Below are 25,003 nucleotides of genomic sequence, written 5' to 3'. Positions count from 1 at the left end.
AAGGGCCTTTCAGATCAGCGGGGGCGGTGGATATGCGCGCTTTGGACGATGCCGAAGGCGGCCATCAGGACCAGCATGGCCGATCCGCCATAGCTGACCATTGGCAGCGGTACGCCCACAACCGGGGCCAGCCCCATCACCATCGACATGTTGACTGCGAAGAACAGGAAGAAGTTCAGCGCAATGCCCAGCACCACCAGGGACGAGAATCGATCCTTGGTCGACAGCGCCGTAACCATGCAAAAAATCAGGATCAGCGCATAGAGCACCAACAGGGTGATCCCGCCGACAAAGCCGAACTCTTCAGCCAGTGTGGTGAAGATGAAATCGGTATGTTTCTCGGGCAGGAAATTCAGTCGCGACTGGGTGCCTTGCATGAATCCCCGACCGTTCCAGCCACCCGACCCCAAAGCGATTTTCGATTGGGTAATGTGATACCCCGCTCCCAATGGATCGGTGGAGGGATCCAGAAACGTGTCTATGCGGCGGAACTGGTAGTCTTTCAGCAGTTGCCATTCCGTACCCCGGCTGTTGAACACGGTCGCAATCAGGCCCACGACTGCAGCAATCACAGCCGCGAAATAGGCCCAGTGAACACCTGCCAAAAACATCAATCCACCACCTGCGGCCAGCAATAGGATCGAGGTTCCAAGGTCCGGTTGCCGCAAAACCATGAAGGTCGGGATCAGGATTAGGATTACCGGTAGGATTACCCAAAGCGGGCGCGAGGTTTTGTGTGATGGTAGCCAGTCGTAATAGGCCGCCAGCAGCATGACCAGCGTGACCTTCATGACCTCTGAGGGTTGCAGCCGCATGAACCCTAGATCGATCCAACGTTGCGCCCCCATGCCAACCGTGCCGAAAAGCTCAACAAAAACAAGCAGTGCGATTGAGCCCAGATAGGCCAGCACCGACATGTTGCGCCAGAACCAGATTGGCACCAGTGCAACGATGAACATCACTGTCAGGCCCAGGCCAAACCGCTCCATCTGAGGTTCGGCCCAGGGCATCCAAGACCCGCCTGCCACGGAATACAGCATCAGGAACCCGGCACTGGCCGTGCTGATCAACAACAGCGTCAGAGGCCAGTTCATATATAGAAATTTGCGGAACCCCGATGGCGTCGATTTGACGTTATACTCAAGATAGCTCATGCGCGATCCTTTTCGTCAGGACGCGCTTTGGGGCGGCGATCCCCCTCAAGCCTCTTTTGCTGTTCCTTGATGCGGTCGCGGTCGGCAACCGGATAGGCCTCAAGCGGCGGGGTGCCTTTGTAGAGCGCTTGCAGCATGATATCCCGCGCGACCGGGGCCGCTGCTTTTGATCCGCCGCCACCATGTTCCACCACCACGGCAATCGCGTATTTCGGGTTGTCATAAGGTGCAAAGCTGACGAACAGGGCATGGTCACGCCGTTCCCAGGGCAGGTCTTCGTTGCGGATCACCCCGGCGGCTCGTTCGGCCTTGGTAATGTTGCGGACCTGGCTGGTGCCGGTCTTGCCCGCCATACGTAGATCATCTGCGATGATCCGGCTGCGATAGGCCGTCCCGCGACGGTCATTCGACACCGACCACATCGCCTCGCGAATGTAGCGCAGGTTGGTTGGGCTGATCGGTAGCGCTTCACCCGCGCCCGTGGGCTGTTCGACCCCGTTGATCGACCGCACCAGTCGGGGCGCAACGGCGCGCCCGGTGGCGATCCTTGCGGTCATCACGGCCAGTTGCATGGGCGAGGCGAGCATGAAGCCCTGCCCGATGGACGCATTGGCCGTATCACCGATCAGCCATTCCTCGCCATGAACACGCTGTTTCCATGCCTGATTGGGCGCCAGTCCGGCGCGCACGGCGGACATGGGGATGTCATGCTTGATTCCCAGGCCAAGGATGTTGGACATCTCAGAGATTTTGTCGATGCCGACCTTGATCGCCACGTCGTAGTAATACACGTCGCAGCTGCGTTTCAGAGATGTATTCAAGTCCACCATTCCATGACCGCCGCGTTTCCAGCAGTGGAAGCGGCGACTGCCGACTTTCAGGTGACCGGGGCAATAGACGGTATTACCGGGGCCTACGACACCAGCTTCTAGTGCGGCCAGTGCAGTGACCATCTTGAAGGTCGACCCCGGCGGATATGTGCCCTGAACTGTCTTGTTGGCCAGCGGGCGATACTTGTCCTGTGTCAGGAATTGATAGTCCGCGACCGAGATGCCTCGCACGAACAGGTTGGGGTCGAAACTGGGGGCAGAGGCCATGGCGCGCAGATCGCCGGTTTCACAATCGATGACAACGGCGGCGGCGCTTTCCCCGGCCAGCCGGGCCTGAGCGTATTGTTGCAGATCCGCGTCGACTGACAGTTGTAGGTCGGCACCAGGTTGACCCTCCTGCCGATCCAACTCGCGCATGACACGGCCCGTCGCGTTGACCTCAACCCGTTTGGACCCGGCCCGACCACGCAGCGAAATTTCCTGCTTCGCCTCCAATCCGACCTTGCCGATCTGGAACCGGGGGATGCGCAGCACCGGTTCGGGGTCTTCGATCTGGCTGAGGTCATAGTCGCTGACCGGGCCAACATAACCGACGATATGGGCGAAATCCTCGTATCTGGGATATTGCCGGGTCGAGCCCACCTCGGGTGTCACGCCAGGAAGGGCAGGTGCGTTCACCGCGACCTTCGAGATGTCCTCCCACGTCACCTGATCGGCCAGAGTAACTGGCAGGAAAGGCGCGGAGCGGCGTATCTCGGTCTTGGCACGCTCGATCTCATCCTCGGTCAGCGGGATTAGGTTGGACAGCTTGGCAATCACCTTGTCCAGATCACCTGCATCTTCGGGAACGATAACGATGCGATATGATGGCGTGTTTTGTCCGATGATCTGACCGTTTCGGTCATAGATTCGCCCGCGCGTCGGTGGGATTAGCCGGAGGTTGATGCGGTTTTCTTCGGCCAAAAGACGGTACTGATCGGCCTGTTCAACTTGCATGAACCGCATCCGCGCGGCCAACCCGCCGACGAAGGCCGCTTGCAACCCGCCCAATATCAAGGCTCGGCGTGGGAGGCGTTTATAGGCGAGCCCTTGCGCTTTGGGTTTGCGTTGCTTCATGCCCGCGCCCCTCCAACACTTGCATCCGCCGCCGATATCCTGCGTACGCCGAACACGGATTGGCTGAGAAGGACGATCACAGGATACGTTGCTATCGTCACGATCAACTGGAACAGAACGGGCCCGAAGGCAGCTTGGTCGACGGACAGGAGCGCCAGGATAAGGCGGTTGCTGAGAAAGACCGCAGTGGTGACCACGCTGACGGATATCCATTCACTAACGAACCCGGCGTCTCGCATGCTTGTCGCGGCCCCACGCAAATAGGCCGCGCCAAGCACGACCAAAGCCGCCAGCAATCCCGGCGGTCGTTGCAACAGCAGATCGGCCATCAGCATCACGGCTACAATCAATAAGGTTGGAACATAATCCGGGCAGCGCAGCACCCAGGCGAAGGTCAGCGCGATCATCACATCCGGAAAGGGCCAGCGATCCGGCTGCGCGTTCAGTGGCAGCAGGTGCAGGAAAAGAACAAGAAACGCTAACAGGACATACAGCCCGCGCATGGCCCAGTTGTAAGAGGCAGGTCTATCCATCGCCGGCCTCCTCGGATGTCAGTGCTGTTTCGGGTTGTGTTGGTCCGACAACCGTACCGGGGTCACGAATGGTTGGGGCTGCGTTGAAACGCAGAACACGAAGAAACTCCAGCCGCTCAAAATCGGCTGACAGGCGCACGCGCAAGCGGCCCCCCGGGTCCTCCGCGATTTGCCCGACCAGCAGACCGGCCGGAAAAACGCCTCCGTCCCCCGACGTAGTCACTCGGTCCCCGGGGCGCACAAGTTCCCGGTTCTCCAAGAATTCGACTGCGGGGGCGGGGGTATTGTCGCCCGCAATCAAGGCTGTTTGTCCCGAAGGCTGAATGGTCGCCGGTATCGCGCTGGACGCATCGGTCAGCAAAATGACTCGCGCTGTATCGGGCCCTACGCCCGAGATACGCCCGACCAGTCCGATCCCATCCATTGTGGCCCAGCCATCAACGATTCCGTCCCGTGCGCCCACGTTCAGCAGAACAGATTGCCGAAACGGAGAGCCGCTGTCGGCCATGACAACGCCGGTTATGTAAGTCAGGCGCGGATCAAGACGCACATTGTTCAGATCCAAAAGGCGCGCGTTTTCCTGCTCCAATTGCAGCGCGGCCTCTTTCCACGCCCGCATTAGGCGCAATTCACTGCGCAACTCTTGGTTTTGTTCGCTGAGGCTTTGGTAGCTTTGAAAGTCACGCACCAGATTGACCGTTGCCGTGACCGGGACCATGGCCCATTCCATTGATGGGACAACAGCGTCCACCACCTGTGCGCGGAACCGTTCGACCCTTGGGCTGTCAATGCGCCAGACAAGGAAGATGCCCAGCAAGCACAGCACAACAATCCCCAGCAACAGTCGGCGCAGCGGGGTCGTGTAGTCATCGCGCTGTGATCGGTCTTTTGCCACAGGTTACCTTCCCGTGCTGCTCGTGCCGAATTTACCCAATGCTAAAAGGGTGCGCGCCTTAGCTTTCGTAGTCAATCGCGTGGCGCAGCTGTTTTTCGTATTCTAGCGCTTTGCCGGTGCCCAAAGCCACACAATTCAGGCTTTCATCGGCGATCGACACCGCCAGACCGGTCTGTTCGCGCAGTGCCAGATCAAGATCGCCCAGCAGCGCACCGCCACCGGTCAGCATCACGCCCCGGTCGACAATGTCGGCTGCCAGATCGGGTGGCGTGGTTTCCAAGGCGGTCATCACGGCCTCGCAGATGGCCTGCACAGGTTCTGACAGCGCTTCTGCCACCTGAGCCTGGCTGATCTCGATTTCCTTGGGCACACCGTTCAACAGGTCGCGCCCTCGGATATGCATCGACTGGCCGCGGCCATCGTCGGGCATGCGTGCGGTGCCGATGGTGGTTTTGATCCGTTCTGCTGTGGACTCACCTACCAGCAGGTTTTGCTGGCGACGCAGATACGAGATGATCGCCTCATCCATGCGGTCTCCCCCGACGCGGACCGAACGGGCATATACGATGTCACCCAGCGACAGAACCGCGACCTCGGTTGTGCCGCCACCGATATCCACGACCATGTTTCCGGTCGGATCGGTGATGGGCATCCCTGCACCAATCGCAGCCGCAATAGGTTCTGCGATCAGGCCCGCACGGCGCGCGCCGGCGGACAGAACCGACTGACGGATGGCGCGTTTTTCAACCGGAGTCGCGCCATGAGGGACGCAGACGATGATCTTGGGTTTAGAGAATGTCGAGCGTTTGTGCACTTTGCGAATGAAGTGCTTGATCATTTCTTCGGCGGTGTCGAAATCGGCAATTACACCTTCGCGCATCGGGCGGATGGCCTCGATTGAACCGGGGGTCCGGCCCAGCATCAGTTTGGCGTCTTCGCCAACGGCCAGAACCTTTTTGACCCCGTCTTTGACATGGTAGGCAACAACGGATGGCTCAGACAGGATCACACCGCGACCCTTGACATAAACCAGCGTGTTCGCTGTCCCAAGGTCGATGGCCATGTCCGAAGTGAACAGGCCGCCCAGATTGCCTAAGATCCCCATGTTTCCCCTGATCCTGTATGTCAGTTTTTCTACTGCCCGCGACTCGACGGTTCCGGGACGGATGACTTATAGGGTGCCAACTCGCCCGGTAAAAGGGCTGATTCCGCGACAATCAGCACCTTTTCGCCTCATTGATAGGGACTTTAGAAGGCAAAATGCTCTCATATCAACATATTTACCACGCTGGAAATCTGGCTGATGTACAAAAGCACGCTTTGTTGGCGTGGGTGCTGCAGTATCTGACCCGCAAGGACAAGCCGATCAGCTATATCGAAACGCATTCCGGGCGCGGTCTGTACAAGTTGGACGCGGAAGCAGCGGTTCGGACCGGCGAAGCAGTAGCCGGGATCGAGCGCGCTCGGCGTGAGGCATGGTTCGGGGTTGATCATCCGATGACACAGGTGCTGCAGGCAACACTGGCGCGACATGGTGCAGCGGCCTATCCGGGGTCACCCCTGATCGCGGCGCAACTGCTGAGGGATCAGGACGCGCTGCACTTCGCAGAGATGCACCCGCAGGAGTTTGCGGCCCTGTCTTTGACAGTGTCATCTTATGGGGCGAAGACCTATCAGCAGGATGGATTTGAACTGGCGCAATCCCTGTTGCCACCGACCCCTCGGCGTGGGTTGATGCTGATTGATCCCAGCTACGAGGTGAAAGCCGATTACGCACGCCTGCCGGGGCTCATCACCAAATTTCATCGTAAATGGAATGTGGGTGTCATTGCCTTGTGGTATCCGATTCTAACCGATGGGCGCCACGCTTCGATGATCGAGGCGCTAAGGTCGCAGAACTACCCGAAGGCCGTGTTTCACGAAGTGAGCTTCCCACCCGCGCGCGACGGCCATCGGATGGTCGGGTCGGGGATGTTTATCCTCAACGCACCGTTTGGCATTGAGGACGAGATGACCCGTCTTTCGGATCGGTTCGCGTCTCTTTAGACGCAAGGGTGGTGCGCTGCGAAGCGCTTCGTCGCGACGATTGCCCCAAAGGGGCATACACCCTGGACGGTGCAATGTGTCAGTCTGGTACGATAAGCCTCACGCCGTTCGCAAAAACCTGTTTCCATTTGATGATCGAGTAGGACTTCCTGAGACCTGTCGACCAAAAAGGATCTTCTTTGACGAGTTGATCAACATCACTCTCTGAGCTCGCCTCAACGATCCACAAACCATCGCGCCCTTGCCCGTTTGTATCTGACAAAGGGCCTGCTGCCTCGATCTTGCCGGAGTTCCGCTCAAGAAAATCCAGATGTTTTGACATATGTGTTTTACGTATGTTGGGGTCGGCATTTGGTGCATCTTCGAAAAGGATGATGAATTTCATTTTGTGCCTCCACTGAATTGCGTGTTCAAAAGACTGCCACATCAATATCGAAGGTTGAGCCAGTAAGAATGACGACTTAACCTGCAAAAATGCAGGATCATGATTGGAACGATCTCAAGTATCTTCTGGCCCTTCGCCGCGAAGGAAAGCTTGCACGCGCAGGACGCGCGCTAGGTGTCAGCGAAACGACGGTTGCCCGCAGGATCAATGCTCTGGAGCAGGCGCTGGAAACCAATTTGTTCTTGCGCAGTGCCAACGGACGATACGAGCCGACAGATGCCGCGCTGCAAATCCTGACACATGCGGAATCCATCGAGGCAGAGAATGTCGCAATCGGAGAAATGTCAGGTGATTGCGCACGTAAGGTTACAGGTAGCGTCCGGATCAGTTCGGTGCCGTTTATCGTGAACCATTTGTTGGTGCCTGGCGTAGCCGCCTTGGGACGTTTGCACCCGTGCCTGACCGTTGATTTGGTTCCAACTTCTGAAAATTTGGATCTGTCCAAGCGCGAGGCCGATCTTGCGGTACGTTTCGCGCGCCCGCATGCAGGAGGATTGCGAACCAAAGCGCAAAAGCTGGGCGAATTATCATTCGCAGTCTACGCGGCAAGCTCACTCTCATCGACCCGAGTTGGTGATCTGGGTTGGATCACCTATGACGACGCAAATCTGAATTTGCCACAAGCACGTTGGCTCGAAAACGCTGCGAAGTCCTCCAATTTGCGTGCCACTCTGAAAATCGCCGATATCGAGACCGGGATGCAAGCTGTTGCGGCGGGGATTGGGAAAACGTTACTTCCAAGTGCGGTAGTCTCTAACGACCCGCGATTTCGAGAAGTAAAACTGGATGTTGGGGCTAGACTCCCAACTCGGGAAATCTGGTTGCTGTCACACGTCGATCAGACTTCAAGACTATCAATCAACGCGGCCAAAGACTGGTTAAGCAATTTAGACTGGGTTTGACGAGCGACGCACGAGGCGTCACCCATTCATTTCACACCTGCCGGGCCCCGCGCGAGCTGGAACCCTGTGCTTGGTTTTTTGCTCAGGTTAGGTCTTTGTAGCTGATCTCGCGCGCATCTGCGCCGGGGCCGGCCTTTTCCCGGCGCACGATCAAACGGTTCAAGGCGTGGATATAGGCCTTGGCTGAGGCCACGACCGTATCGGTATCCGCTGATTGGCCAGTGGCGATCATGCCATCCTCTTCCAGCCGTACCGAAACCGTCGCCTGCGCGTCTGTCCCTTCGGTCACCGCATGCACCTGGTAGAGTTGCAGTCGGGCTGTGTTTGGGTGGATCGCGCGGATGGCCTTGAACGCGGCATCAACCGGGCCGTCGCCATGCTCGGTTGCGATGATGTCCTTGCCATCCATTTCCAGCTCGACCGTCGCTTCGGCTTGCCCGCCGGTACCGCAGGTGACCTTCATGGACACCAGTTGCAGATAGTCATCCGCCTCATCCAGAGTCATCAGAGCGATCAGGTCGTCGTCGAACACTTCTTTCTTGCGGTCGGCCAGATCTTTGAACCGCACAAAGATATCACGCAGCTGATTGTCGCCAACCTCGAAGCCCAACGTTTCCAGCTTGTCGCGCAGTGCAGCTCGACCCGAATGTTTACCCAATGGCAGAGAGGTGCCCGACAGCCCGATATCCTCGGGGCGCATGATTTCGAAATTCTCGCGGTTCTTCAGCATTCCGTCCTGATGGATGCCGCTTTCATGCGCGAAGGCGTTCTTGCCGACGATGGCTTTGTTGAACTGCACGTTGAAGCCGGACACCGTCGCCACACGACGTGAGATATGCATGATCTTCGTCGTATCGATGCCGGTGTGCCAGGGCATGATGTCATTGCGGGTGCGCAGGGCCATCACGACCTCTTCCAGCGCGGTGTTGCCTGCGCGTTCGCCAAGGCCGTTAATGGTGCATTCGATCTGGCGCGCGCCACCCGCGACAGCGGCCAGAGAGTTCGCAGTCGCCATGCCGAGGTCGTTGTGACAATGGGTGGCAAACACCACCTCATCCGCGCCCGGTACGGTCTCGATCAGGCGTTTGATCAGGTCAGCGCTTTCGACCGGAGCGGTATAGCCCACAGTATCGGGGATGTTGATTGTCGTAGCCCCGGCCTTGATCGCAATCTCTATCACTCGGCACAGGTAGTCCCATTCGGTCCGGGTGGCATCCATCGGTGACCACTGGACGTTTTCACACAGATTGCGCGCGTGGCTGACCGTTTCGTGGATCTTATCCGCCATTTCATCCATGGTCAGATTTGGAATGGCGCGGTGCAGCGGCGAGGTGCCGATAAAGGTGTGAATGCGGTTCTGTCTGGCATGTTTCACCGCCTCCCAACAGCGATCGATGTCGGCAAAATTGGCACGGGCCAGGCCGCATATGCGGCTGTTTTTCGACCTTTGTGCAATCTCGGACACCGCTTTGAAATCGCCTTCGGATGCGATTGGGAAACCGGCTTCGATGATGTCAACGCCCATCTCGTCCAGCAGTTCAGCAATTTCCAGCTTTTCGGCATGGGTCATGGTCGCGCCGGGGCTCTGCTCGCCGTCGCGCAAAGTGGTATCGAAGATCAAGACGCGGTCTTGGTCGGTCACGTTGGTCATGGGATTCTCTTTCTTCTTCTGTCCTAAAGCCTATGGCGCGCTGGCGTCCTCCTCTGAGCGGGCGCGCCGGATGGCACGCTCAGAGGCGGATTAGGATCAGTAGGCCACGCAGCGAGGCACCGCGAAGGGCGGTGTCGGCAACAAGGATATCTGCGCGGTTGATCATGGGATCAGGTTATACAGAGCGCACGGCGAATGAAAAGAACCAAAATTTAGCCAGAGCGGATTTGGTGAGGTTTCTTTTGCACATGTCATTGAACTGAAGGTGCAGACCACTAGGTCGCCCAATATGCAAACGGCTTTGATCATTGGCGCATCAGGTGGCATCGGCAATGCGCTGAGCCATCAGCTTACTGCGCAGCAGGTGGCGGTGACAGGATTGTCGCGATCAGATGACGGGTTCGATCTGACTGAACCCGAGGCAGCCTTGAAAACACTTGATGCTTCTCAATATCCGTTTGATTTGGTTCTGGTCGCGTCTGGAGCCTTAGAAATCAATGGCGCGCAGCCTGAAAAGACCATGCGCGCGGTGACAGCGCAGGCCATGATGGATCAGTTCGCCTTGAACGCGGTTGGACCGGCATTGGTTTTGAGCCGGGCGCATAAGCTGCTGACTCGAAACAGGCGGTCAGTGATCGCGGTGCTGTCGGCGCGGGTTGGATCGATCGGGGATAATCGCATGGGCGGTTGGGTCAGCTATCGCGCGTCCAAGGCGGCGGTTAATCAGGTGGTTCACACAGCCTCGATTGAACTGGCCCGTACGCATAAACAAGCGATCTGCGTCGCGCTGCATCCCGGCACTGTTAAAACAGCGTTCACACAGAAGTATCTTGGCCGCCATCCTGCGGTTGAGCCGGATATTGCTGCCGAGAACCTTCTGAGCGTCATCGACGGACTAACGCCCGAAGACACGGGCGGATTCTTCGACTGGTCAGGTGCGCGCGTACCGTGGTAGCGGCTTAGTTGTCTGCAGGCGCTTCAGGGTTTTCACCGTCTGAAGCAGGCTCCTGCGCGTTTGCTTCTTCGCCTTCGGTTTCAGGTGTCTCTTCGGACGATAGGGCATCATTGTCCCAGACACCCGCTTCTTCCTGCCCATTGGCATAACGCATTGTGCCCTGACCCTGGCGCTTGTTCTCAAAAAAACCGCCCTCGTAGACATCGCCCGAGGGATAGGTTGCCACGCCAACTCCGGTGATCTTTCCGTCAGCCCAATCGCCTGTATAGGTAAAGCCACTGGTCGCGGTTATAGTCCCTTTGCCGTGGCGTGCGCCGTTGATGAAGTCGCCCTCATAAACGGTTCCGTCGGCAAAGGTAGATTTCCCTTTGCCCTGACGGACGCCGTCGACCCATTCGCCTTCGTAACGATATCCATTGGCGAAGGTGACCGTGCCGGTTCCATGGCTCACCGCATTGCGGAACTGGCCGCTGTAAACCGTCCCGTTGGGATAGGTTGCAGTACCGGTCCCCTCAAATACTCCCGCGATCCATTCTCCGTCATAGACGGTCCCGTCCGCATAGGTGCTTTGGCCCTTGCCATGCGGCAGGTCGGCGCTGAGCGCACCGATATAGGCCGAGCCGTCGGGGTAAGTGATCTCACCAAATCCTTCGATCTGACCTTCGGACCATTCGCCGGTATAGCGATAGCCATCTGTGCCGACGAATGTGCCTTTGCCGTGACGGCGGTCGTCTTGGTAGTCGCCCTCATAGACATTGCCGTTGGCATAGGTCTCTTTGCCTTTGCCTTGACGGCGACCTTCGGTAACCTCGCCTTCGTAAACATCACCGTTGGCCAGTGTCAGGCGCCCGGTTCCGGTCATAAGGTTCTGAACCCACTGCCCGTCATATTCCAACCCGTCCGATTGGACTAAACGGCCTTGCCCGTGGCGTTGGCCTTGTTGCACATCGCCCTCATAAACCGACCCGTCGGGATAAGTGATCCGGGCCGTGCCCTGCTGTGCACCGTCGACCCAATCCCCGTCATAGATATAGCCATTTGGGTCAGTGCGCGTGCCCTTCCCGTGGTGGCGGGCGTTCTGAAACCCACCTTCATACCGCACGCCATTTGCATATTCGGCAATGCCCGAGCCATTGATCGCACCGTCACGCCATTCGCCTTCGTAGGTCCCGCCATCGGCATAGCTGATTTTGCCCTGGCCTTCGGGCTGTCCTTTGGCGAATTGGCCCTCATAAACAGACCCGTTGGCGAAGCGAGCCGTGCCTTGGCCCTGAATCTCGCCTTCGACCCATTGACCGGAATACTCAAACCCGTCTGGCAACCGGTATGTGCCTGTGCCGTGGCGTAGCCCGTTTTCAAACGTGCCTTCGTAGACCCCGCCAAGTTCGTCATCCTTGACGATCACTGTACCATCCTGGGCCCATGCCGCCGTGATCGACAGGCTTAGAATCCCGGCGGTGAGAGAATTGCGGATCAGCTTCATGGTTTGTCCTGACTGCCCGATCATCGGTTTCATATGCGTTTGGGCAAAAATAAGGGACCGCACAGATCAGAGCAACGGCTTTTGAGCCATTGGTCTTCCACTCGCGCAATGATCTGCTAAATGCAGTAGGACTGGCGAAGGCAAGAGGGCAGCATGGCCGACCGTTTCCGTATCACACTGGCGCAACTCAACCCTGTGGTGGGCGATCTTGAGGGCAATGCAGCCAAGGCGTTTGCGGCTTGGGAACAAGGTCGCGAGGCCGGGGCGGACATGGTCGCGCTGCCCGAGATGTTCATCACCGGATATAATACGCAGGACCTGATCATGAAGCCGGTGTTCCACTGCGCGGCTATGGCTGCGGTTGAGGAACTGGCCAAGCAATGCGCCGAAGGCCCAGCACTGGCCATCGGTGGCCCGTGGGCCGAGGATGACAGCCTGTTCAATGCCTATCTGATCCTCAAGGGCGGTCGGATCACCAGTAAAGTGCTGAAACATCACCTGCCCAATGAAACGGTGTTTGACGAGGTGCGTCTGTACGATTCGGGCCCTCTGGGTGGGCCTTATTCGGTTGGCAATTCGCGCATCGGCAGCCCGATTTGTGAGGATAGCTGGCATCCGGATGTTGCCGAAACGCTGGAAGAGACCGGGGCCGAGTTTCTGCTGATCCCCAATGGATCGCCCTATTTCCGCGATAAATACGATGTGCGCCTGAACCATATGGTGGCGCGGGTGGTCGAGACCGGGTTGCCGCTGATTTACCTGAATATGGTCGGCGGGCAGGACGATCAGGTGTTCGATGGGGCAACATTTGGCCTGAACCCGGGTGGAGAATTGGCGTTTCGCATGCCGGTTTTTGATGAAGCGGTCGCTCATGTTGACCTGGAACGTGGGGATGAAGGTTGGCGGATTGTCCCTGCCGAGATCGTGCCGCAGCCCGATGCGTGGGAGCAGGACTATCGCGCCATGGTGGAATCCTTGCGTGATTACATGGGGAAAACCGGTTTCAAAAAGGCGTTGCTGGGTTTGTCGGGTGGTGTGGATTCTGCCCTTGTTGCAGCGATTGCGGTGGACGCGATAGGGGCCGAGAATGTGCGCTGCGTGATGCTGCCATCGGAATACACCAGCCAGGCATCGTTGGACGATGCTGAGGCGGTCGCAAAAGCGCTGGGCGTTCACTATGACTTTGTTCCGATCTCGGAGAGTCGCGCTGCCGTGACGGATACGCTCGCCCCATTGTTCGCGGGGCATGAGGTCGATTTGACCGAGGAGAACATCCAATCCCGCCTGCGTGGCGTGTTGCTGATGGCGATCTCGAACAAGTTTGGTGAGATGCTGCTGACCACCGGCAACAAATCCGAAGTCGCGGTAGGCTATGCCACGATCTATGGCGACATGAATGGCGGCTATAACCCGATTAAGGACCTCTACAAGACCAGAGTGTTCGAGACCTGCCGCTGGCGCAATGCCAATCATCGCGATTGGATGATGGGACCGGTAGGTGAGGTCATTCGCCCCTCGGTCATCGACAAGCCCCCAAGCGCTGAGCTGCGGGAAGATCAGAAAGACAGCGATAGCCTGCCGGATTATCCCGTGCTGGACGGCATACTTGAGATTCTGGTGGATCAGGATGGATCTGTCGCCGATTGCGTTGCCGCAGGATATGATGAACAGGATGTGCGCAAGGTCGAACATCTGGTCTATGTCAGCGAATACAAGCGTTTCCAATCCTCCCCTGGCACGCGTTTGACCAGCCGCGCGTTCTGGTTGGACAGACGGTACCCAATTGTGAATCGCTGGCGGGATCGTGGTTAAGCGCTGCGGTTTCTAAATTTGGAAACAGTAAATCGTTATGTGGATAACCGTTTCCAAAAATCGGATAAATCCAAGTAGTTTCAAATGACTCTGCCGATGTCAGCGCTTGTTTGGCTGACATTTTTCTGCCACATTTATGCTTAGAAGTTGCCTCATATGGGGCGGATGTGACGCATTGCTGTAGAGTTCGCAGTTTTCGACAAATGTTTTGTCTGTGTGGTGCATCCGGGGTTGGATGTCTGAGTTAATGGTGTGGTGTTAACATGTACGAGGAATACGATAAGTCTCTGCACAAGCCGTGGCAGTACAGAACGATGGAATCTCCGGCGCAGGAGCTGGATGAGGTAAAGCTAGACGCAGCAATTGCCGACCTGATCGGCGAGCAGAAGGCGGAACCTTCGCAGCGTCTGGAATTCCCTGATTTGAAGTCGCAGCCGGAAATTTCTGCCAAGGACACTGCCAAAGACGGTGGATTGTCCGGGGCGTTGCGCCAGAAATGGGCTGAACTGTCCGGCGCAGCTTAGGCGCTGCCAAATCTATCACGCATGTCGCCTGCTGGCACCTTTGCCACAGGATTTTACTATCGGTTTGATAGCTTCTGATTTCCGTTGTCAGTGCATTCCTCTCTGGCATCTTGAGGGCTCGTATGTCGTAAGAACGAGTCATTGATGCCAGGCCCCAAGCCAACCCCATTTGAACCTGATCTTTCGCTGCCAAAATCTGTTGATGTTGTCGTGATCGGCGGCGGCATTATTGGCGCGTCCGCTGCGTTGGAACTGGCCGAACGTGGAGTTTCGGTTTTGCTGTGTGAGAAAGGGCAGATTGCTGGGGAACAAAGCTCTCGCAATTGGGGTTGGGTTCGACTTGGCATGCGTGACCCGCGTGAGATACCGTTGATGCAAGAGGCTTTGCGCATCTGGCCAAACCTGAATGCGCGCATTGGGCGACCAACTGGCTACACACAAGCAGGCATCCTGTTCGGAGCGTCTGGAGCGCGGGACGCGGGCAATCTGGAACGCTGGTTGCGCAATGTCGACGGGCTGCAGACCGGGGCACGGATGGTTTCAGGACCTGAACTGGCAGAGCTGCTTCCTGGTCAAGAAACCGACTTGAAATGTACGCTATACATGCCACAGGACGGGCGCGCGGAACCACAGCTTGCGACCCCTGCGATTGCCGAAGGTGCGCGCGACAAAGGCGCGGCGGTGCTGACCAATTGTGCTGTTCGTAGTCTTGATCTGCAGGATGGTCGGATCACGGGTGTATTTACCGAACGCGGGCGCGTTGCATGCGACCAGGTGGTGCTGGCAGGTGGGGCGTGGTCGCGGCTGTTTGCGGGCAATGCCGGGATCGATCTACCTCAGCTAAAGGTCCTGAACACCGTCATGCGGAGTTCGCCTGTTGAGGACGGTCCCGAAGCTGCGCTTTGGTCAGATGATTTTGCTATCCGAAAGCGGGCAGATGGGGGATACACCATCGCGTCAGGCCATGAAAACACCTATGACCTTGTGCCCGATAGTTTCCGGCTGGCATTGCAGTTTCTGCCAGCGTTTGTTCAGGAATGGAGGTCGTTGCGCTTTCGCCTGTCTGGCCGTTGGAAGGCTGAAGCCGCGCAAGATCGGAAATGGCTACCCACTGATGTTACACCGTTCGAGCATTGCAGGGTCCTGGACCCAGAGCCATCGCAGAAGGTTCTGCGCAATGCCTGGGCTAGCGCCACAAAAGGATTCCCCGCCCTTCACAAAGCTGAAATCGTGCAAAGCTGGGCTGGGTTAATCGATGTCACACCAGATGCGATTCCGGTGATTTCTAGGGTCGATGACGTCTCCGGACTGGTCATTGCCACCGGGTTCTCGGGGCATGGCTTTGGGATTGGACCCGGGGCCGGGCGTTTGACAGCCGATCTGGTAACCCAGTGTGCGCCCTGCGTGGACCCGGCCGCTTTTCGCCTGTCGCGGTTCAGCGATGGCTCAAAGGTGCGGCCGGACACGGGTTATTGAGCGCTTAGCCCATCATCTGATAGCTGACCGGAACAAAACGGAAGCCGTCGCCACGTGTCTCCACGAAACCGGCGGCGGGGAAGGGCATGTGATAGCCGATCATCGGTACCTTGTCGGCGGCCAGCAGGCCCAAAGTCTTACGGCGTGATTCCGTTGCGGCAGCTTTGTCCATGTCGAACCGAACTTCCCATTCGGGGTGCGCAAAGGACCAGACATAATGATTGGCAAGGTCGGCTGTCAGGATAAGACGCTGGCCGTTGCTTTCCAGGTGGTAGACCATGTGACCGGGTGTATGCCCAAATGTCGCCATCGCCGTCACACCCGAGGCCACGTCGCCGCCATCCTCGATAAAGGTCATCTTCTCGGCCAGAGGGGTGACTTTGGCAGCAACCAGATCGCCGACCCGGTTCCCGGCGTCCTGAGCGGACCAGAAGTCATACTCGGGTGCCGCAGTGACATAGCGCGCATTTGCGAATGTCGGCGCGTCATTCGTGGTCATACCACCGATATGGTCCGGGTGCATATGGGTCAGCACGACCACGTCAATCTGATCGGGCGTGACACCTGCATCTGCCAAAGCGGCCTGAATGCCGCCCTGACCAAGCCCGGTGTCGAACAGGATCAGTTCCGAACCTGTGTTCACCAGAGTCGGCGTGAAAAAGAATTGTGCCACGTCAGGCGAGATGAAGTTTTCGGCCGATACTTTCGCGAATTCCTCATCCGAGGCACCGCCCCCGAAGATCTCCTGCGCGCCGTCGCGTGGCAGGCTGCCATCAAGCAGGGTTGTGACCGTAAAGTCGCCCAGCTGGAATGATCTTGCGATGGTCGAGTTCGCCTTTGTCTCGGCTCCGGCCGCTAAAAGTGGGGTCGCTGCGGATGCAAATGGAAGGGCTGCGGCGGCGCCAAGGGCCGCTCTGCGTGTCAAATTGATGGCCATTTCTTAGTCTCCCTGTCAGAACGCCAGCGAAAAAGGTAGTTCGCTTCGGATCGCGTGCCACTTTATACACCGGTACTTAGTCTTCGTGGATGAACAATGCGTGTTAATATTTGTTCATCTTGCGATCTGGGATGCCTGCGTAACCTGGGCAATCCGAAACGCCTGCTGGACAAAAACGCGCCTTTGTGACAAGAGCCGCGCCAACAGGAGACATCCATGACCACCACCCGTTTCGCCCCGTCGCCCACCGGTTACATCCATGTGGGAAACCTGCGCACCGCTCTGATGAACTACCTGATCGCTCGTAAAGCAGGCGGCACGTTCATCCTGCGCATCGACGACACCGACCCAGAGCGTTCGAAAGAAGAATATGTCGATGCGATCAAGCAGGATATGGAGTGGCTGGGCCTTCATTGGGATAAGGTCGAGCGTCAGTCGGACCGGCTGGACCGTTACGCCGAGGCTGCTGACAAGCTGCGCGAGATGGGCCGGTTCTATGAAGCGTTTGAGACTCCGACCGAGCTGGATCTGAAGCGCAAGAAGCAGCTGAACATGGGCAAGCCGCCTGTCTATGACCGCGCCGCTTTGAACCTTTCGGATGTAGAAAAAGATGAGCTTCGAGCTGAACGTGGCAATGGCGTCTGGCGCTTCAAGCTGGATCATGAGCGGATAGAATGGAATGACGGCATTCTGGGCGATATCTCGATCGATGCGGCTTCGGTATCCGATCCGGTGCTGATCCGGGGCGATGGTCAGGTTCTATATACGATTGCGTCTGTCGTGGACGATACGGAGATGGGCGTGACCGACGTGGTGCGCGGCTCGGACCATGTAACCAACACTGCAACGCAAATTCAGATCATCAAAGCGCTGGGCGGTCAATGCCCGCGCTTTGCACACCATTCACTGCTGACCGGTCCGCAGGGTGAGGCTTTGTCGAAACGATTGGGTACGCTGGCTCTGCGTGATCTGCGTGAGCAGGGCGTGCAGCCGCTGGCGCTGCTGAGCCTGATGGCGCGGCTGGGGTCGTCTGATCCGGTTGAACTACGCTCTGACATGGCCGAACTGATCGAAGGCTTCGATGTAAACCGCTTTGGCGCCGCCCCGACCAAGTTTGACGTGCAGGACCTGTTCCCGCTGACCGCCAAGCACTTACAATCGCTACCGCTGGCAGAAGTTGCAGGTGCCGTGGCTGAGGCAGGCGTTCCGGCGGAGCTGGCCGAGCCGTTCTGGGCGATGGCTCGTGAGAATATCACCACTCTGGCCGATCTCAAAAGCTGGTGGAAGTTGTGCCGGGATGGGGCGGAGCCTCTAATCGCGGATGAAGACCGCGACTTTATCGCCGAGGCGATTGCGCTGCTACCCGACGGGCCGTTTGATGCTGAAACATGGGGCACCTGGACCAAAGCGGTGAAAGAGGCCACGGGCCGCAAGGGCAAAGGCCTGTTCATGCCGCTGCGCAAGGCACTGACAGGGATGGAGCGGGGGCCGGAAATGGCGGCTTTGTTGCCGCTACTTCAGGTGATCCGCGCGCGGGGCTGAATGCCCCTCTTCCAATCTAGAACTTGAAAGAGGCTGGCAGAGCGTATGCCTCTGTTTGGTGCTGTGGCTGAATGATCTTCACCGACGCGCGCTGCAGGCGGTCATCCACAAATGCGGTCTCATCTGGTTTGAGCTGTTGGTGGCGCGGATATCTCGGCTCAGCCCGGTCATTCAGCACAGGTGCGTCCCAGCCATCGGTCGTGTCAAAGAAACGATCGGCCCCGTCTGGCCCGAATGTGCGCAGATATCCCTGTATAACCACATCGATATAGCTGAGCAGCAAGGGGTGGTGATCCGAGGGCTGATTATGACGCTCCTCTGGCACCGCATAGACGGCGATTTCGACGTCGTGGGTCAGCGGATGGGAGACCGACTGCGTTGTCGGGATGCGATCATAGGCCCATTCCCGATCATCCAGCGCGGCCCAGTCGTTCTTGGGAACATGCGCGATCATGCCTTCGATCTCGGAGTCTGGATCGGGCACGGCAGTCAGGAAGGCAACAGACCGCAAATCTGTGTGCTTCCAAGCCCGTCGCCACCCTTTGAGCTTTGCCGGGCGTGGATCTGGAAAATCATGAGTGGCCAGGTTCACAAGGCTGCCATAGCCAAAGAAATAGGGGTCTGCCATCTGCTTGGGGCCTTTCGGTCAATTGATGTATGTCAAACCGCTTTTTCGCCCGACATGCAATAAGGCTGCATATTTGAGTGAGGGAGGCCCCCATGCGGATTACCAAACGAACGAATATTGCTGTGCGTCTGCTGATGTATTGTGCGGCGCATCCGGATCGGCTGGTGACGAAATCCGAGATCGCCGAGGTGTGCAACATCTCGGAAAACCACTTGGCGCAGGTGATCAATCAACTTGGCCAGTTGAACTATCTGAGCACGCAGCGCGGTCGAAACGGGGGCATGTCGCTGGCGCGTCCCGCAGATCAAATCCGGATCGGCGCTGTGTTTCGGCATGTGGAGGGATCGCTGCCAATTGCCGAATGTTTCGCGGATGCTGACAACACTTGCCCGCTGACCGATGCCTGCCGCCTGCGTGTGGCGTTGCGGGATGCGGCCGAGGTTTTCTATGCATCGCTCGATGATGTCACACTGGACGCGCTGGTCTGTGACAATGATCCGTTGCTGAAAATCCTGCAGCCAGTGGCCTGCGCGCGCTAGGATCAGTCGCTGGCGCGCAATATGCGGGCCGGTCTGACAGATAGGGGCCGCAATGCGAAGATCAGCCCTGCGCCAAGCGTGACAACGACCCCTGTGATCACGATGCCCAATGCTGAGGGCCAGATCACCCGGAACCCCGTGTCGAAGATATAGGTGGCAACGGCCCAGCCGCCGAGGATGCCAACCAGCAAGGCGATACAGCCCGCAGCAGCCCCCAGCAGCATGGCGCGCAGCGTGAAGCTCAACAAAATACGACGGCGATCAGCACCGATTGTTTTGAGGATAGCCGCCTCATACCGGCGGGCCGGTTCGCCCGCTGCCGCAGCACCGATCAGAACAAGGAAACCGGTGAGCAGCGACACGCCCGCGCCATAAGATGTTGCCGAGGCAAGCCCTGCCAACAGGTCCGAGACCCTGTCAATGGCGTCGCGCACGCGCACTGCAGTGATGTTGGGGAACTGGACTGCCAGATCGCGCAGAATGGCGGCTTCGGCCTGTTCTTCGGCATAGACGGTTGCAATAAAACTATGCGGTGCGCCGGCCAGGGCCGAAGGGTTCATCGACATGATAAAGCCCATGCCCGCCGTCGAAAAATCCACCTCCCGCAGGGATGTGACGGTAGCGGTGATATCCCGGCCCAGAATGTTCACGGTCAGATTGTCGCCGATGTTCAAACCCATTTCCTCTGCCTCTTCAGCGGCAAAACTGATCTGAGGGCTGCCTGTATAGTCTTCCGGCCACCATTCCCCCGCTGTGATCCGTGCGTTTTCTGGGGGGAGGACAGAGTAGGTGACGCCTCGGTCGCCTTCCAAAACCCAGTGATTCCCCGCGACCTCGCGCGCGGGTTGATCGTTGATCTTGGTAATGATCCCGCGCAACATGGGCGCGCTTTCCAGACGGCTGACAGCGGGGTCAGTTTCCAACCGTTCAGTGAAACCGGGCATTTGGTCTTTCTGGATGTCCACAAAGAAGTAGGAGGGCGCGACCTCGGGCAGGTTGCCAGAAATGGCATTGCGCAATGTGCCGTCGATCTGACCAACAGCCGCAAGGACCGAGAGGCCCAGGCCAAGAGACAAGACCACTGAACCGGCCCCTTCGCGGGGGTCAGAGATGGCGGCCAGGGCCCACCGCAATGAAGGGCGACCACGCGACCATGGAACGCCCCTTCGCGCCAGCCAGCGAATGGCGATGGCGGCCACGGACAGAAGGACCAGCGCCCCGACCAATCCGCCGCTTGTCCAAAGCGTAAGCTCGGTTGAGCCGCTGAACCAGGCAGCGGCTGCGATCAGGATTGCCAGCCCCAGTCCTGTCGCCATCACATAGGACAGCCGGGGAATCTGTCGGGCCGAGGTCAAGGCGTCGCGGAACAGGGTGGCGGCGCGGACCTCCTCAGTCCGGGCGAGCGGCCAGAGGGTAAACAGGAACGCCGTGAGTAGCCCGTAGAGCGCGGCTTCGGCCAGGGGTTGGGGGTAGATCGAAAACACAGCAGGCACGGGCAGCTGGCTTTCAATGATCGGGGCCAACAGAACTGGAGCAAGCCCGCCGAGGACAAGACCTATTGCGATACCAACCCCGGACAACAGCCCGATCTGGATCATGTAGGTCTGAAACACGGTTGCCCGATCCGCCCCCAACGTGCGCAGCGTAGCGATGGTTTCGGTTTTCTGTGACAGATACGCACGGACAGCTGCGGACACACCGATGCCGCCCACAGCCAGCCCGGACAGGCCAACCAGGACCAGAAAGGTGCTGAGCCGACCCACAAACTCAGCGATGCCCGGCGCGCCGTTACGCGCATCCGTCCAGCGCATTCCCGTGCCATCAAACGTTTCTGCAGCCTCGGCCGAGATCACCTCCAGCGCGGTCGCATCCGGCAGATCCAGCCGGTATTTGGTCGAGAACAGAGTGCCCGGTTCCAACAGGCCCGAGGCGCTCAGGTCTTCGGTTCGGACCAGCGTTCTGGGACCAAGGCCAAAGCCTCCAGCCGCGCCATCAGGTTCTACAGTCAGCGCAGCCATCAGGACGAATTCCTGCGTGCCCAAGGCAAAGGTATCCCCGAGCGAAAGCCCCAGCCGGTCCATCAAGACCTGTTCCATCACGGCGCCCGGCAGATTGATGTCACCGCCCAGAGCATCGGACAATAGCATGTCTGGGTTCAGTCCAACCTCGCCTAGCAGAGGATAGCTGGCGTCAACGGCCTTTACCTGCGTCAGCGCCCGTTCGGGACCTGTTTCTTGTTGAACAACAGCAAGTGAACGAAAATCCACGACCTCTGATACCGCCTGGGCTTCTTTTTGCATCCAAGCGCGTTCTTCAGGGGTGGCGAACCGATAGGTGAACTCCAGCTCGGCATCACCCCCGAGCAAGGCTGCACCTTCCTGCGTCAGCCCGGTTTGAATTGCATATCGAACCGAACCAACCGCAGCGATTGCGGCGACGCCAAGCGCCAGACAGGCAAGAAATATGCGAAACCCGCGCAGGCCACCGCGCAGTTCACGTCGCGCCAGCCGTCCGGCCAGTCGCAGGCTCATTCTGCCGCTTCTTTTTGTGCATCCTCGGCAATGCGCCCATCGCGCAACCGAACCACCCGGTCACAGCGGTCGGCCAGGGTGTGGCTATGGGTCACCAGAACCAGTGTCGCACCATGTTTGTCACGCAAGCCAAACAGCAGGTCTACAATAGCCGCGCCATTTGCCTCATCCAGATTTCCTGTAGGTTCATCCGCCAGCAGGATCTGAGGGCGCGGCGCCGAGGCGCGGGCTAGCGCCACGCGTTGCTGCTCACCCCCGGACAGTTGCGCCGGATAGTGATCGCGCCTGTGCGATAGGCCGACCGAGTCAAGTTCGGCTTCGGCCCGGGCAAAGGCATCCTTGTGACCGGCCAATTCCAAAGGCGTAGCCACGTTTTCCAATGCCGTCATCGTCGGGATCAGGTGGAAATTCTGAAACACCACGCCCATCGTATCCCGGCGGAACCGTGCCAAGTGATCTTCGTCCATCCCGGTCAGGTCCTGACCTAAGGCTGTGACAGAGCCTTCGGTCGCTTGTTCCAAACCGCCCATCAACATCAACAGCGAGGATTTGCCCGACCCTGATGGCCCGACTAGACCCAGCGTCTCACCCTGGTTTACCGACAGCGTAATGCCGTGCAGAATATCCACCCGACCGGCATTGCCTTCCAATGACAACGCAGCATTTTGGAGGGAGAGAACGGACTGTGGCATAAGACTTTCCATATAGGAGCAACATCTTGGGATATGGAGCACTTACGAAAATGCGCAAGGGCCTGCTGACGGGCTTGTTTACCTGTTGCGGTTTTGCGGCCACTGCAGAACCTGTTGTCATCGCTGCATTGGGGGACTCGCTGACACAAGGCTATGGGTTGATCGAAGAGGATGGGTTTGTCCCGCAGCTGGAACGTTGGCTTGCGGCTGAGGGAGCAGACGTTCGCGTGATCAACGCAGGTGTCTCGGGCGATACGACGGCAGGGGGTGCGGCGCGGGTCGAGTGGACCCTGACACCCGAGGTGGGCGGTATGATCGTGGCGCTGGGCGGTAATGACTTGCTGCGCGGGATCGACCCGGATGTGTCGCGCACCAACCTAGAGAAAATTCTGAGCGTAGCACAGGCGGGGGATGTTGAAGTCCTGCTGGTGGGCATGCAAGCCCCGGGCAACTACGGACCTGCATACAAGCAAAGCTTCGATGATATGTACCCAGAGTTGGCGCAGGAATACGATACGCTTTATGCGACCAGCTTCTTCGAAGGTTTGGTAGCGGATGGCGATCCTAATGCGGTTGGAGAATTCATGCAGTCCGATGGCATTCACCCCAACGCCAAGGGTATTGCCCTTATTGTCGAGGCTTTAGGATCCAAGGTTTTGGAACTGGTCAACACGACTGCAGATTAAGGGGGACATATGCCTGGGCGGTTCTTTCTGACGCGACCAATCTCTGACATTGCCGATGCGCTTGGTGTTTCGGGCAACGTTCCGGCGCAAACTGCCCGCCGCAATATCCAACCCGGGCAAGAGATGTTGGTGTTGACCCAATCGGGCCTGGTGCCGATGCGTTGGGGCATGATCCCGGTTGGTCGGGTCAATGCGCGTGGTCGCCCGGTGATGGAAACGATCATCAACGCCCGATCTGAAACCGTGTTCGACAAAACCGCATTCGAAGGCGTTGGTCGTGCCGTTGTCCCCGTCGACGGGTGGTACGAGTGGACAGGTGAGAAGCGCCGCAAGACTGCATGGCGTATCTGCTCCGCCGACGGAGCCCCGCTGTTCTCTGCGGCAATCACAGATACATGGCAGGCCCCCGGCGGGTTGCAGGTGGATCAGTTCGCGACCGTCACTTGTGAGCCGAATGGTGATGTGAAACCGATCCACCACCGCATGGGCGTTCTGTTAAAACCTGCAGATATCAACACTTGGCTGACCGGTTCCGAGGAGCAGGCCAAAGAGCTGACACGACCATGGCCAGACGGGTTGTTACAGATTGAAGAAGCAACGGACGTAGATTGGACCGCACCGTAGGGCGATCAGACCACTGTCACCACCGTTCCAATTGGAACACGATTGTATAGATCGACCACATGTTCGTTCAGCATCCGGATGCACCCGTTCGAGGCTGCCCGTCCGATGGTCTGCGGCTGCGTTGTACCATGAATACGGAAGTAGGTGTCGACCCCGTTTTGGAACAAATAGAGCGCGCGGGCACCCAGCGGGTTGTCGCCTCCGCCCGGTTGCACATAGTCATTGTCCTTGAAACGGGCATAGGCGACAGGGTCGCGCTCGATCATCTCATTCGTCGGTCGCCAGGTCGGCCATTCCTTCTTGACGTCAATGGTCGCGGTGCCCGTGAATTCCAGCCCTGCCTTACCCACACCGCAGCCATAGCGGATCGCTTTGCGCGGCTCAGTCACGAAATAAAGGTAGAACGAGCGCGGCACGACCAGCAATTGACCCGGCAGGAATTGCTTTTTGATCCGCACGAATTGCGGCGTTGGATCATACTCCACCGCCTTCTCGGCGCTAGCGATGCCGGGCATCAGGCTGACAGCCGTTCCGGCAAGAAACACGCGGCGTGTGAACATGGGTGAACCCCTTCAATTGACCAATGCAATCAAGACTATGCTGTCAGAATGATAGCAAATCTGGTCAATTCTAGGGCAGGTATCGCGAAAATATGATCTGTTCCGCCTGCATACCGATGCGCAGAACGGAAAAAGGGTGAGGATTTCCCCTCACCCTACGCTTGGCTTAGGCCAGCTGGATATCGTCCGCGCTTTCGCGGCCGTCACGACCCGAGCGCAGCTCGTACGTGACTTTCTGGTTGTCGGCCAGACCGGTGAGGCCCGAACGCTCGACAGCCGAGATGTGGACGAAGATGTCTTTGCCGCCATCTTCAGGTGCGATAAAGCCGTAGCCTTTGGTGGTGTTGAACCATTTTACGGTGCCTGCGGGCATATCCGTTGTCTCCTGTTTGGTGCTGCCCACGGGGATGCGGCAGCCCGGCGTCGTTGTCTGTATCGATAG

Annotated in this window: 24 protein-coding genes; 10 read left to right on the top strand and 14 right to left on the bottom strand. The window is 58.2% G+C overall.

The window, feature by feature from the left end; genetic code table 11:
* Nucleotides 1-14 precede the first annotated feature (14 nt).
* Genes rodA through ABLN87_RS15990 form a run of 5 tightly spaced genes read right to left on the bottom strand, consistent with a single transcriptional unit; the run spans nt 15 to nt 5,633 of the window.
* Complete coding sequence (gene rodA, locus ABLN87_RS16010) at nt 15-1,154, bottom strand: rod shape-determining protein RodA (RefSeq protein WP_353011859.1); 1,140 nt, start codon at nt 1,152-1,154, stop codon at nt 15-17.
* Complete coding sequence (gene mrdA, locus ABLN87_RS16005) at nt 1,151-3,100, bottom strand: penicillin-binding protein 2 (protein WP_353011856.1); 1,950 nt, start codon at nt 3,098-3,100, stop codon at nt 1,151-1,153. The genes rodA and mrdA overlap by 4 nt, the downstream gene beginning before the upstream one ends.
* On the bottom strand, nt 3,097-3,633 hold the full coding sequence (locus ABLN87_RS16000) for a rod shape-determining protein MreD (protein ID WP_353011853.1): 537 nt from the start codon (nt 3,631-3,633) through the stop codon (nt 3,097-3,099). Before ABLN87_RS16000 ends, mrdA begins: the two co-directional genes overlap by 4 nt.
* On the bottom strand, nt 3,626-4,528 hold the full coding sequence (mreC, locus tag ABLN87_RS15995) for a rod shape-determining protein MreC (RefSeq protein ID WP_353011850.1): 903 nt from the start codon (nt 4,526-4,528) through the stop codon (nt 3,626-3,628). Before mreC ends, ABLN87_RS16000 begins: the two co-directional genes overlap by 8 nt.
* A gap of 58 nt (nt 4,529-4,586) precedes the next feature.
* On the bottom strand, nt 4,587-5,633 hold the full coding sequence (locus ABLN87_RS15990) for a rod shape-determining protein (RefSeq protein WP_170535929.1): 1,047 nt from the start codon (nt 5,631-5,633) through the stop codon (nt 4,587-4,589).
* Nucleotides 5,634-5,788: 155 nt separating this feature from the next.
* On the opposite strand from ABLN87_RS15990, the gene rlmJ reads away from it, so the two are divergent.
* Nucleotides 5,789-6,574, top strand: coding sequence for a 23S rRNA (adenine(2030)-N(6))-methyltransferase RlmJ (gene rlmJ / locus ABLN87_RS15985; protein WP_353011847.1), 786 nt, complete (start codon nt 5,789-5,791; stop codon nt 6,572-6,574).
* Nucleotides 6,575-6,653: 79 nt separating this feature from the next.
* Here rlmJ and ABLN87_RS15980 read toward each other — a convergent pair whose 3' ends face one another.
* Nucleotides 6,654-6,959, bottom strand: coding sequence for a YciI family protein (locus ABLN87_RS15980; protein ID WP_353011844.1), 306 nt, complete (start codon nt 6,957-6,959; stop codon nt 6,654-6,656).
* A gap of 89 nt (nt 6,960-7,048) precedes the next feature.
* On the opposite strand from ABLN87_RS15980, the gene ABLN87_RS15975 reads away from it, so the two are divergent.
* Nucleotides 7,049-7,921, top strand: a complete 873-nt coding sequence (locus ABLN87_RS15975; protein WP_353011841.1) for a LysR family transcriptional regulator — start codon at nt 7,049-7,051, stop codon at nt 7,919-7,921.
* An 82-nt stretch (nt 7,922-8,003) separates the two neighbouring features.
* Here the strand turns inward: ABLN87_RS15975 and ABLN87_RS15970 are convergent, their stop codons facing one another.
* Complete coding sequence (locus ABLN87_RS15970; RefSeq protein WP_353011838.1) at nt 8,004-9,572, bottom strand: 2-isopropylmalate synthase; 1,569 nt, start codon at nt 9,570-9,572, stop codon at nt 8,004-8,006.
* A 289-nt stretch (nt 9,573-9,861) separates the two neighbouring features.
* On the opposite strand from ABLN87_RS15970, the gene ABLN87_RS15965 reads away from it, so the two are divergent.
* Nucleotides 9,862-10,527 carry an SDR family NAD(P)-dependent oxidoreductase gene (locus ABLN87_RS15965; RefSeq protein WP_353011835.1) on the top strand — a complete coding sequence of 222 codons (666 nt, stop codon included), beginning with the start codon at nt 9,862-9,864 and terminating at the stop codon, nt 10,525-10,527.
* 4 nt (nt 10,528-10,531) lie between these two features.
* On the opposite strand, the gene ABLN87_RS15960 is transcribed toward ABLN87_RS15965, so the two are convergent.
* Nucleotides 10,532-12,010: an MORN repeat-containing protein gene (locus ABLN87_RS15960; protein WP_353011832.1), complete on the bottom strand. Its 1,479-nt coding sequence runs from the start codon at nt 12,008-12,010 to the stop codon at nt 10,532-10,534.
* A 153-nt stretch (nt 12,011-12,163) separates the two neighbouring features.
* On the opposite strand from ABLN87_RS15960, the gene ABLN87_RS15955 reads away from it, so the two are divergent.
* The 3 genes from ABLN87_RS15955 (at nt 12,164) to ABLN87_RS15945 (ending at nt 15,822) form a co-directional block, all read left to right on the top strand.
* On the top strand, nt 12,164-13,822 hold the full coding sequence (locus ABLN87_RS15955) for an NAD+ synthase (RefSeq protein ID WP_353011830.1): 1,659 nt from the start codon (nt 12,164-12,166) through the stop codon (nt 13,820-13,822).
* 263 nt (nt 13,823-14,085) lie between these two features.
* A complete protein-coding gene (locus ABLN87_RS15950) occupies nt 14,086-14,346 on the top strand; it encodes a hypothetical protein (protein WP_170535943.1) in 261 nt (86 codons plus the stop codon).
* Between the two features lie 144 nt (nt 14,347-14,490).
* The gene (locus ABLN87_RS15945; protein ID WP_353011827.1) at nt 14,491-15,822 is read left to right on the top strand and encodes an NAD(P)/FAD-dependent oxidoreductase; all 1,332 of its coding nucleotides are present in this window, start codon (nt 14,491-14,493) and stop codon (nt 15,820-15,822) included.
* Nucleotides 15,823-15,826: 4 nt separating this feature from the next.
* Here ABLN87_RS15945 and ABLN87_RS15940 read toward each other — a convergent pair whose 3' ends face one another.
* Nucleotides 15,827-16,759, bottom strand: a complete 933-nt coding sequence (locus ABLN87_RS15940) for an MBL fold metallo-hydrolase (protein WP_353011825.1) — start codon at nt 16,757-16,759, stop codon at nt 15,827-15,829.
* 216 nt (nt 16,760-16,975) lie between these two features.
* Here ABLN87_RS15940 and gltX point away from each other — a divergent pair, with 216 nt between their 5' ends.
* On the top strand, nt 16,976-18,301 hold the full coding sequence (gltX, locus tag ABLN87_RS15935) for a glutamate--tRNA ligase (RefSeq protein ID WP_353011823.1): 1,326 nt from the start codon (nt 16,976-16,978) through the stop codon (nt 18,299-18,301).
* 16 nt (nt 18,302-18,317) lie between these two features.
* Here the strand turns inward: gltX and ABLN87_RS15930 are convergent, their stop codons facing one another.
* Entirely contained in the window at nt 18,318-18,929 is a 612-nt protein-coding gene (locus ABLN87_RS15930) for a gamma-glutamylcyclotransferase family protein (RefSeq protein ID WP_353011821.1), read from the bottom strand.
* A gap of 92 nt (nt 18,930-19,021) precedes the next feature.
* Here ABLN87_RS15930 and ABLN87_RS15925 point away from each other — a divergent pair, with 92 nt between their 5' ends.
* Entirely contained in the window at nt 19,022-19,468 is a 447-nt protein-coding gene (locus ABLN87_RS15925) for an RrF2 family transcriptional regulator (RefSeq protein ID WP_170535953.1), read from the top strand.
* Between the two features lie 2 nt (nt 19,469-19,470).
* Here ABLN87_RS15925 and ABLN87_RS15920 read toward each other — a convergent pair whose 3' ends face one another.
* Both ABLN87_RS15920 and ABLN87_RS15915 read right to left on the bottom strand, forming a co-directional pair.
* A complete protein-coding gene (locus tag ABLN87_RS15920) occupies nt 19,471-21,999 on the bottom strand; it encodes an ABC transporter permease (RefSeq protein WP_353011819.1) in 2,529 nt (842 codons plus the stop codon).
* Nucleotides 21,996-22,691 carry an ABC transporter ATP-binding protein gene (locus tag ABLN87_RS15915; protein ID WP_353011817.1) on the bottom strand — a complete coding sequence of 232 codons (696 nt, stop codon included), beginning with the start codon at nt 22,689-22,691 and terminating at the stop codon, nt 21,996-21,998. Before ABLN87_RS15915 ends, ABLN87_RS15920 begins: the two co-directional genes overlap by 4 nt.
* A 50-nt stretch (nt 22,692-22,741) precedes the next feature.
* On the opposite strand from ABLN87_RS15915, the gene ABLN87_RS15910 reads away from it, so the two are divergent.
* Together ABLN87_RS15910 and ABLN87_RS15905 are read left to right on the top strand one after the other, a co-directional pair.
* Nucleotides 22,742-23,377: an arylesterase gene (locus ABLN87_RS15910; protein WP_353012098.1), complete on the top strand. Its 636-nt coding sequence runs from the start codon at nt 22,742-22,744 to the stop codon at nt 23,375-23,377.
* Between the two features lie 9 nt (nt 23,378-23,386).
* Nucleotides 23,387-24,001 (top strand): SOS response-associated peptidase, encoded by a 615-nt coding sequence (locus ABLN87_RS15905; RefSeq protein ID WP_353011815.1) that lies wholly within the window; start codon nt 23,387-23,389, stop codon nt 23,999-24,001.
* A gap of 5 nt (nt 24,002-24,006) precedes the next feature.
* Here ABLN87_RS15905 and ABLN87_RS15900 read toward each other — a convergent pair whose 3' ends face one another.
* Both ABLN87_RS15900 and ABLN87_RS15895 read right to left on the bottom strand, forming a co-directional pair.
* A complete protein-coding gene (locus ABLN87_RS15900; protein ID WP_353011813.1) occupies nt 24,007-24,561 on the bottom strand; it encodes a L,D-transpeptidase in 555 nt (184 codons plus the stop codon).
* Nucleotides 24,562-24,727: 166 nt separating this feature from the next.
* Nucleotides 24,728-24,934: a cold-shock protein gene (locus ABLN87_RS15895; protein ID WP_170350547.1), complete on the bottom strand. Its 207-nt coding sequence runs from the start codon at nt 24,932-24,934 to the stop codon at nt 24,728-24,730.
* Nucleotides 24,935-25,003 lie beyond the last annotated feature (69 nt).

It is taken from the genome of Ruegeria sp. SCP10 (assembly GCF_040329495.1).
Lineage (GTDB): Bacteria > Pseudomonadota > Alphaproteobacteria > Rhodobacterales > Rhodobacteraceae > Ruegeria.
This window is presented reverse-complemented; position numbering and strand designations above follow the sequence as displayed.

Coding starts and splice junctions, on each gene's coding strand:
- ABLN87_RS15925 (WP_170535953.1), top strand. CDS start 19,022: ATGCGGATTACCAAACGAACGAATATTGCTGTGCGTCTGCTGATGTAT.
- ABLN87_RS15965 (WP_353011835.1), top strand. CDS start 9,862: ATGCAAACGGCTTTGATCATTGGCGCATCAGGTGGCATCGGCAATGCG.
- ABLN87_RS15955 (WP_353011830.1), top strand. CDS start 12,164: ATGGCCGACCGTTTCCGTATCACACTGGCGCAACTCAACCCTGTGGTG.
- ABLN87_RS15905 (WP_353011815.1), top strand. CDS start 23,387: ATGCCTGGGCGGTTCTTTCTGACGCGACCAATCTCTGACATTGCCGAT.
- ABLN87_RS15915 (WP_353011817.1), bottom strand. CDS start 22,691: ATGCCACAGTCCGTTCTCTCCCTCCAAAATGCTGCGTTGTCATTGGAA.
- ABLN87_RS16000 (WP_353011853.1), bottom strand. CDS start 3,633: ATGGATAGACCTGCCTCTTACAACTGGGCCATGCGCGGGCTGTATGTC.
- gltX (WP_353011823.1), top strand. CDS start 16,976: ATGACCACCACCCGTTTCGCCCCGTCGCCCACCGGTTACATCCATGTG.
- mrdA (WP_353011856.1), bottom strand. CDS start 3,100: ATGAAGCAACGCAAACCCAAAGCGCAAGGGCTCGCCTATAAACGCCTC.
- ABLN87_RS15975 (WP_353011841.1), top strand. CDS start 7,049: ATGCAGGATCATGATTGGAACGATCTCAAGTATCTTCTGGCCCTTCGC.
- ABLN87_RS15945 (WP_353011827.1), top strand. CDS start 14,491: ATGCCAGGCCCCAAGCCAACCCCATTTGAACCTGATCTTTCGCTGCCA.
- ABLN87_RS15910 (WP_353012098.1), top strand. CDS start 22,742: ATGCGCAAGGGCCTGCTGACGGGCTTGTTTACCTGTTGCGGTTTTGCG.
- ABLN87_RS15895 (WP_170350547.1), bottom strand. CDS start 24,934: ATGCCCGCAGGCACCGTAAAATGGTTCAACACCACCAAAGGCTACGGC.
- ABLN87_RS15950 (WP_170535943.1), top strand. CDS start 14,086: ATGTACGAGGAATACGATAAGTCTCTGCACAAGCCGTGGCAGTACAGA.
- ABLN87_RS15980 (WP_353011844.1), bottom strand. CDS start 6,959: ATGAAATTCATCATCCTTTTCGAAGATGCACCAAATGCCGACCCCAAC.
- ABLN87_RS15990 (WP_170535929.1), bottom strand. CDS start 5,633: ATGGGGATCTTAGGCAATCTGGGCGGCCTGTTCACTTCGGACATGGCC.
- ABLN87_RS15940 (WP_353011825.1), bottom strand. CDS start 16,759: ATGGCCATCAATTTGACACGCAGAGCGGCCCTTGGCGCCGCCGCAGCC.
- rlmJ (WP_353011847.1), top strand. CDS start 5,789: ATGCTCTCATATCAACATATTTACCACGCTGGAAATCTGGCTGATGTA.
- ABLN87_RS15960 (WP_353011832.1), bottom strand. CDS start 12,010: ATGAAGCTGATCCGCAATTCTCTCACCGCCGGGATTCTAAGCCTGTCG.
- ABLN87_RS15930 (WP_353011821.1), bottom strand. CDS start 18,929: ATGGCAGACCCCTATTTCTTTGGCTATGGCAGCCTTGTGAACCTGGCC.
- ABLN87_RS15970 (WP_353011838.1), bottom strand. CDS start 9,572: ATGACCAACGTGACCGACCAAGACCGCGTCTTGATCTTCGATACCACT.
- ABLN87_RS15900 (WP_353011813.1), bottom strand. CDS start 24,561: ATGTTCACACGCCGCGTGTTTCTTGCCGGAACGGCTGTCAGCCTGATG.
- rodA (WP_353011859.1), bottom strand. CDS start 1,154: ATGAGCTATCTTGAGTATAACGTCAAATCGACGCCATCGGGGTTCCGC.
- ABLN87_RS15920 (WP_353011819.1), bottom strand. CDS start 21,999: ATGAGCCTGCGACTGGCCGGACGGCTGGCGCGACGTGAACTGCGCGGT.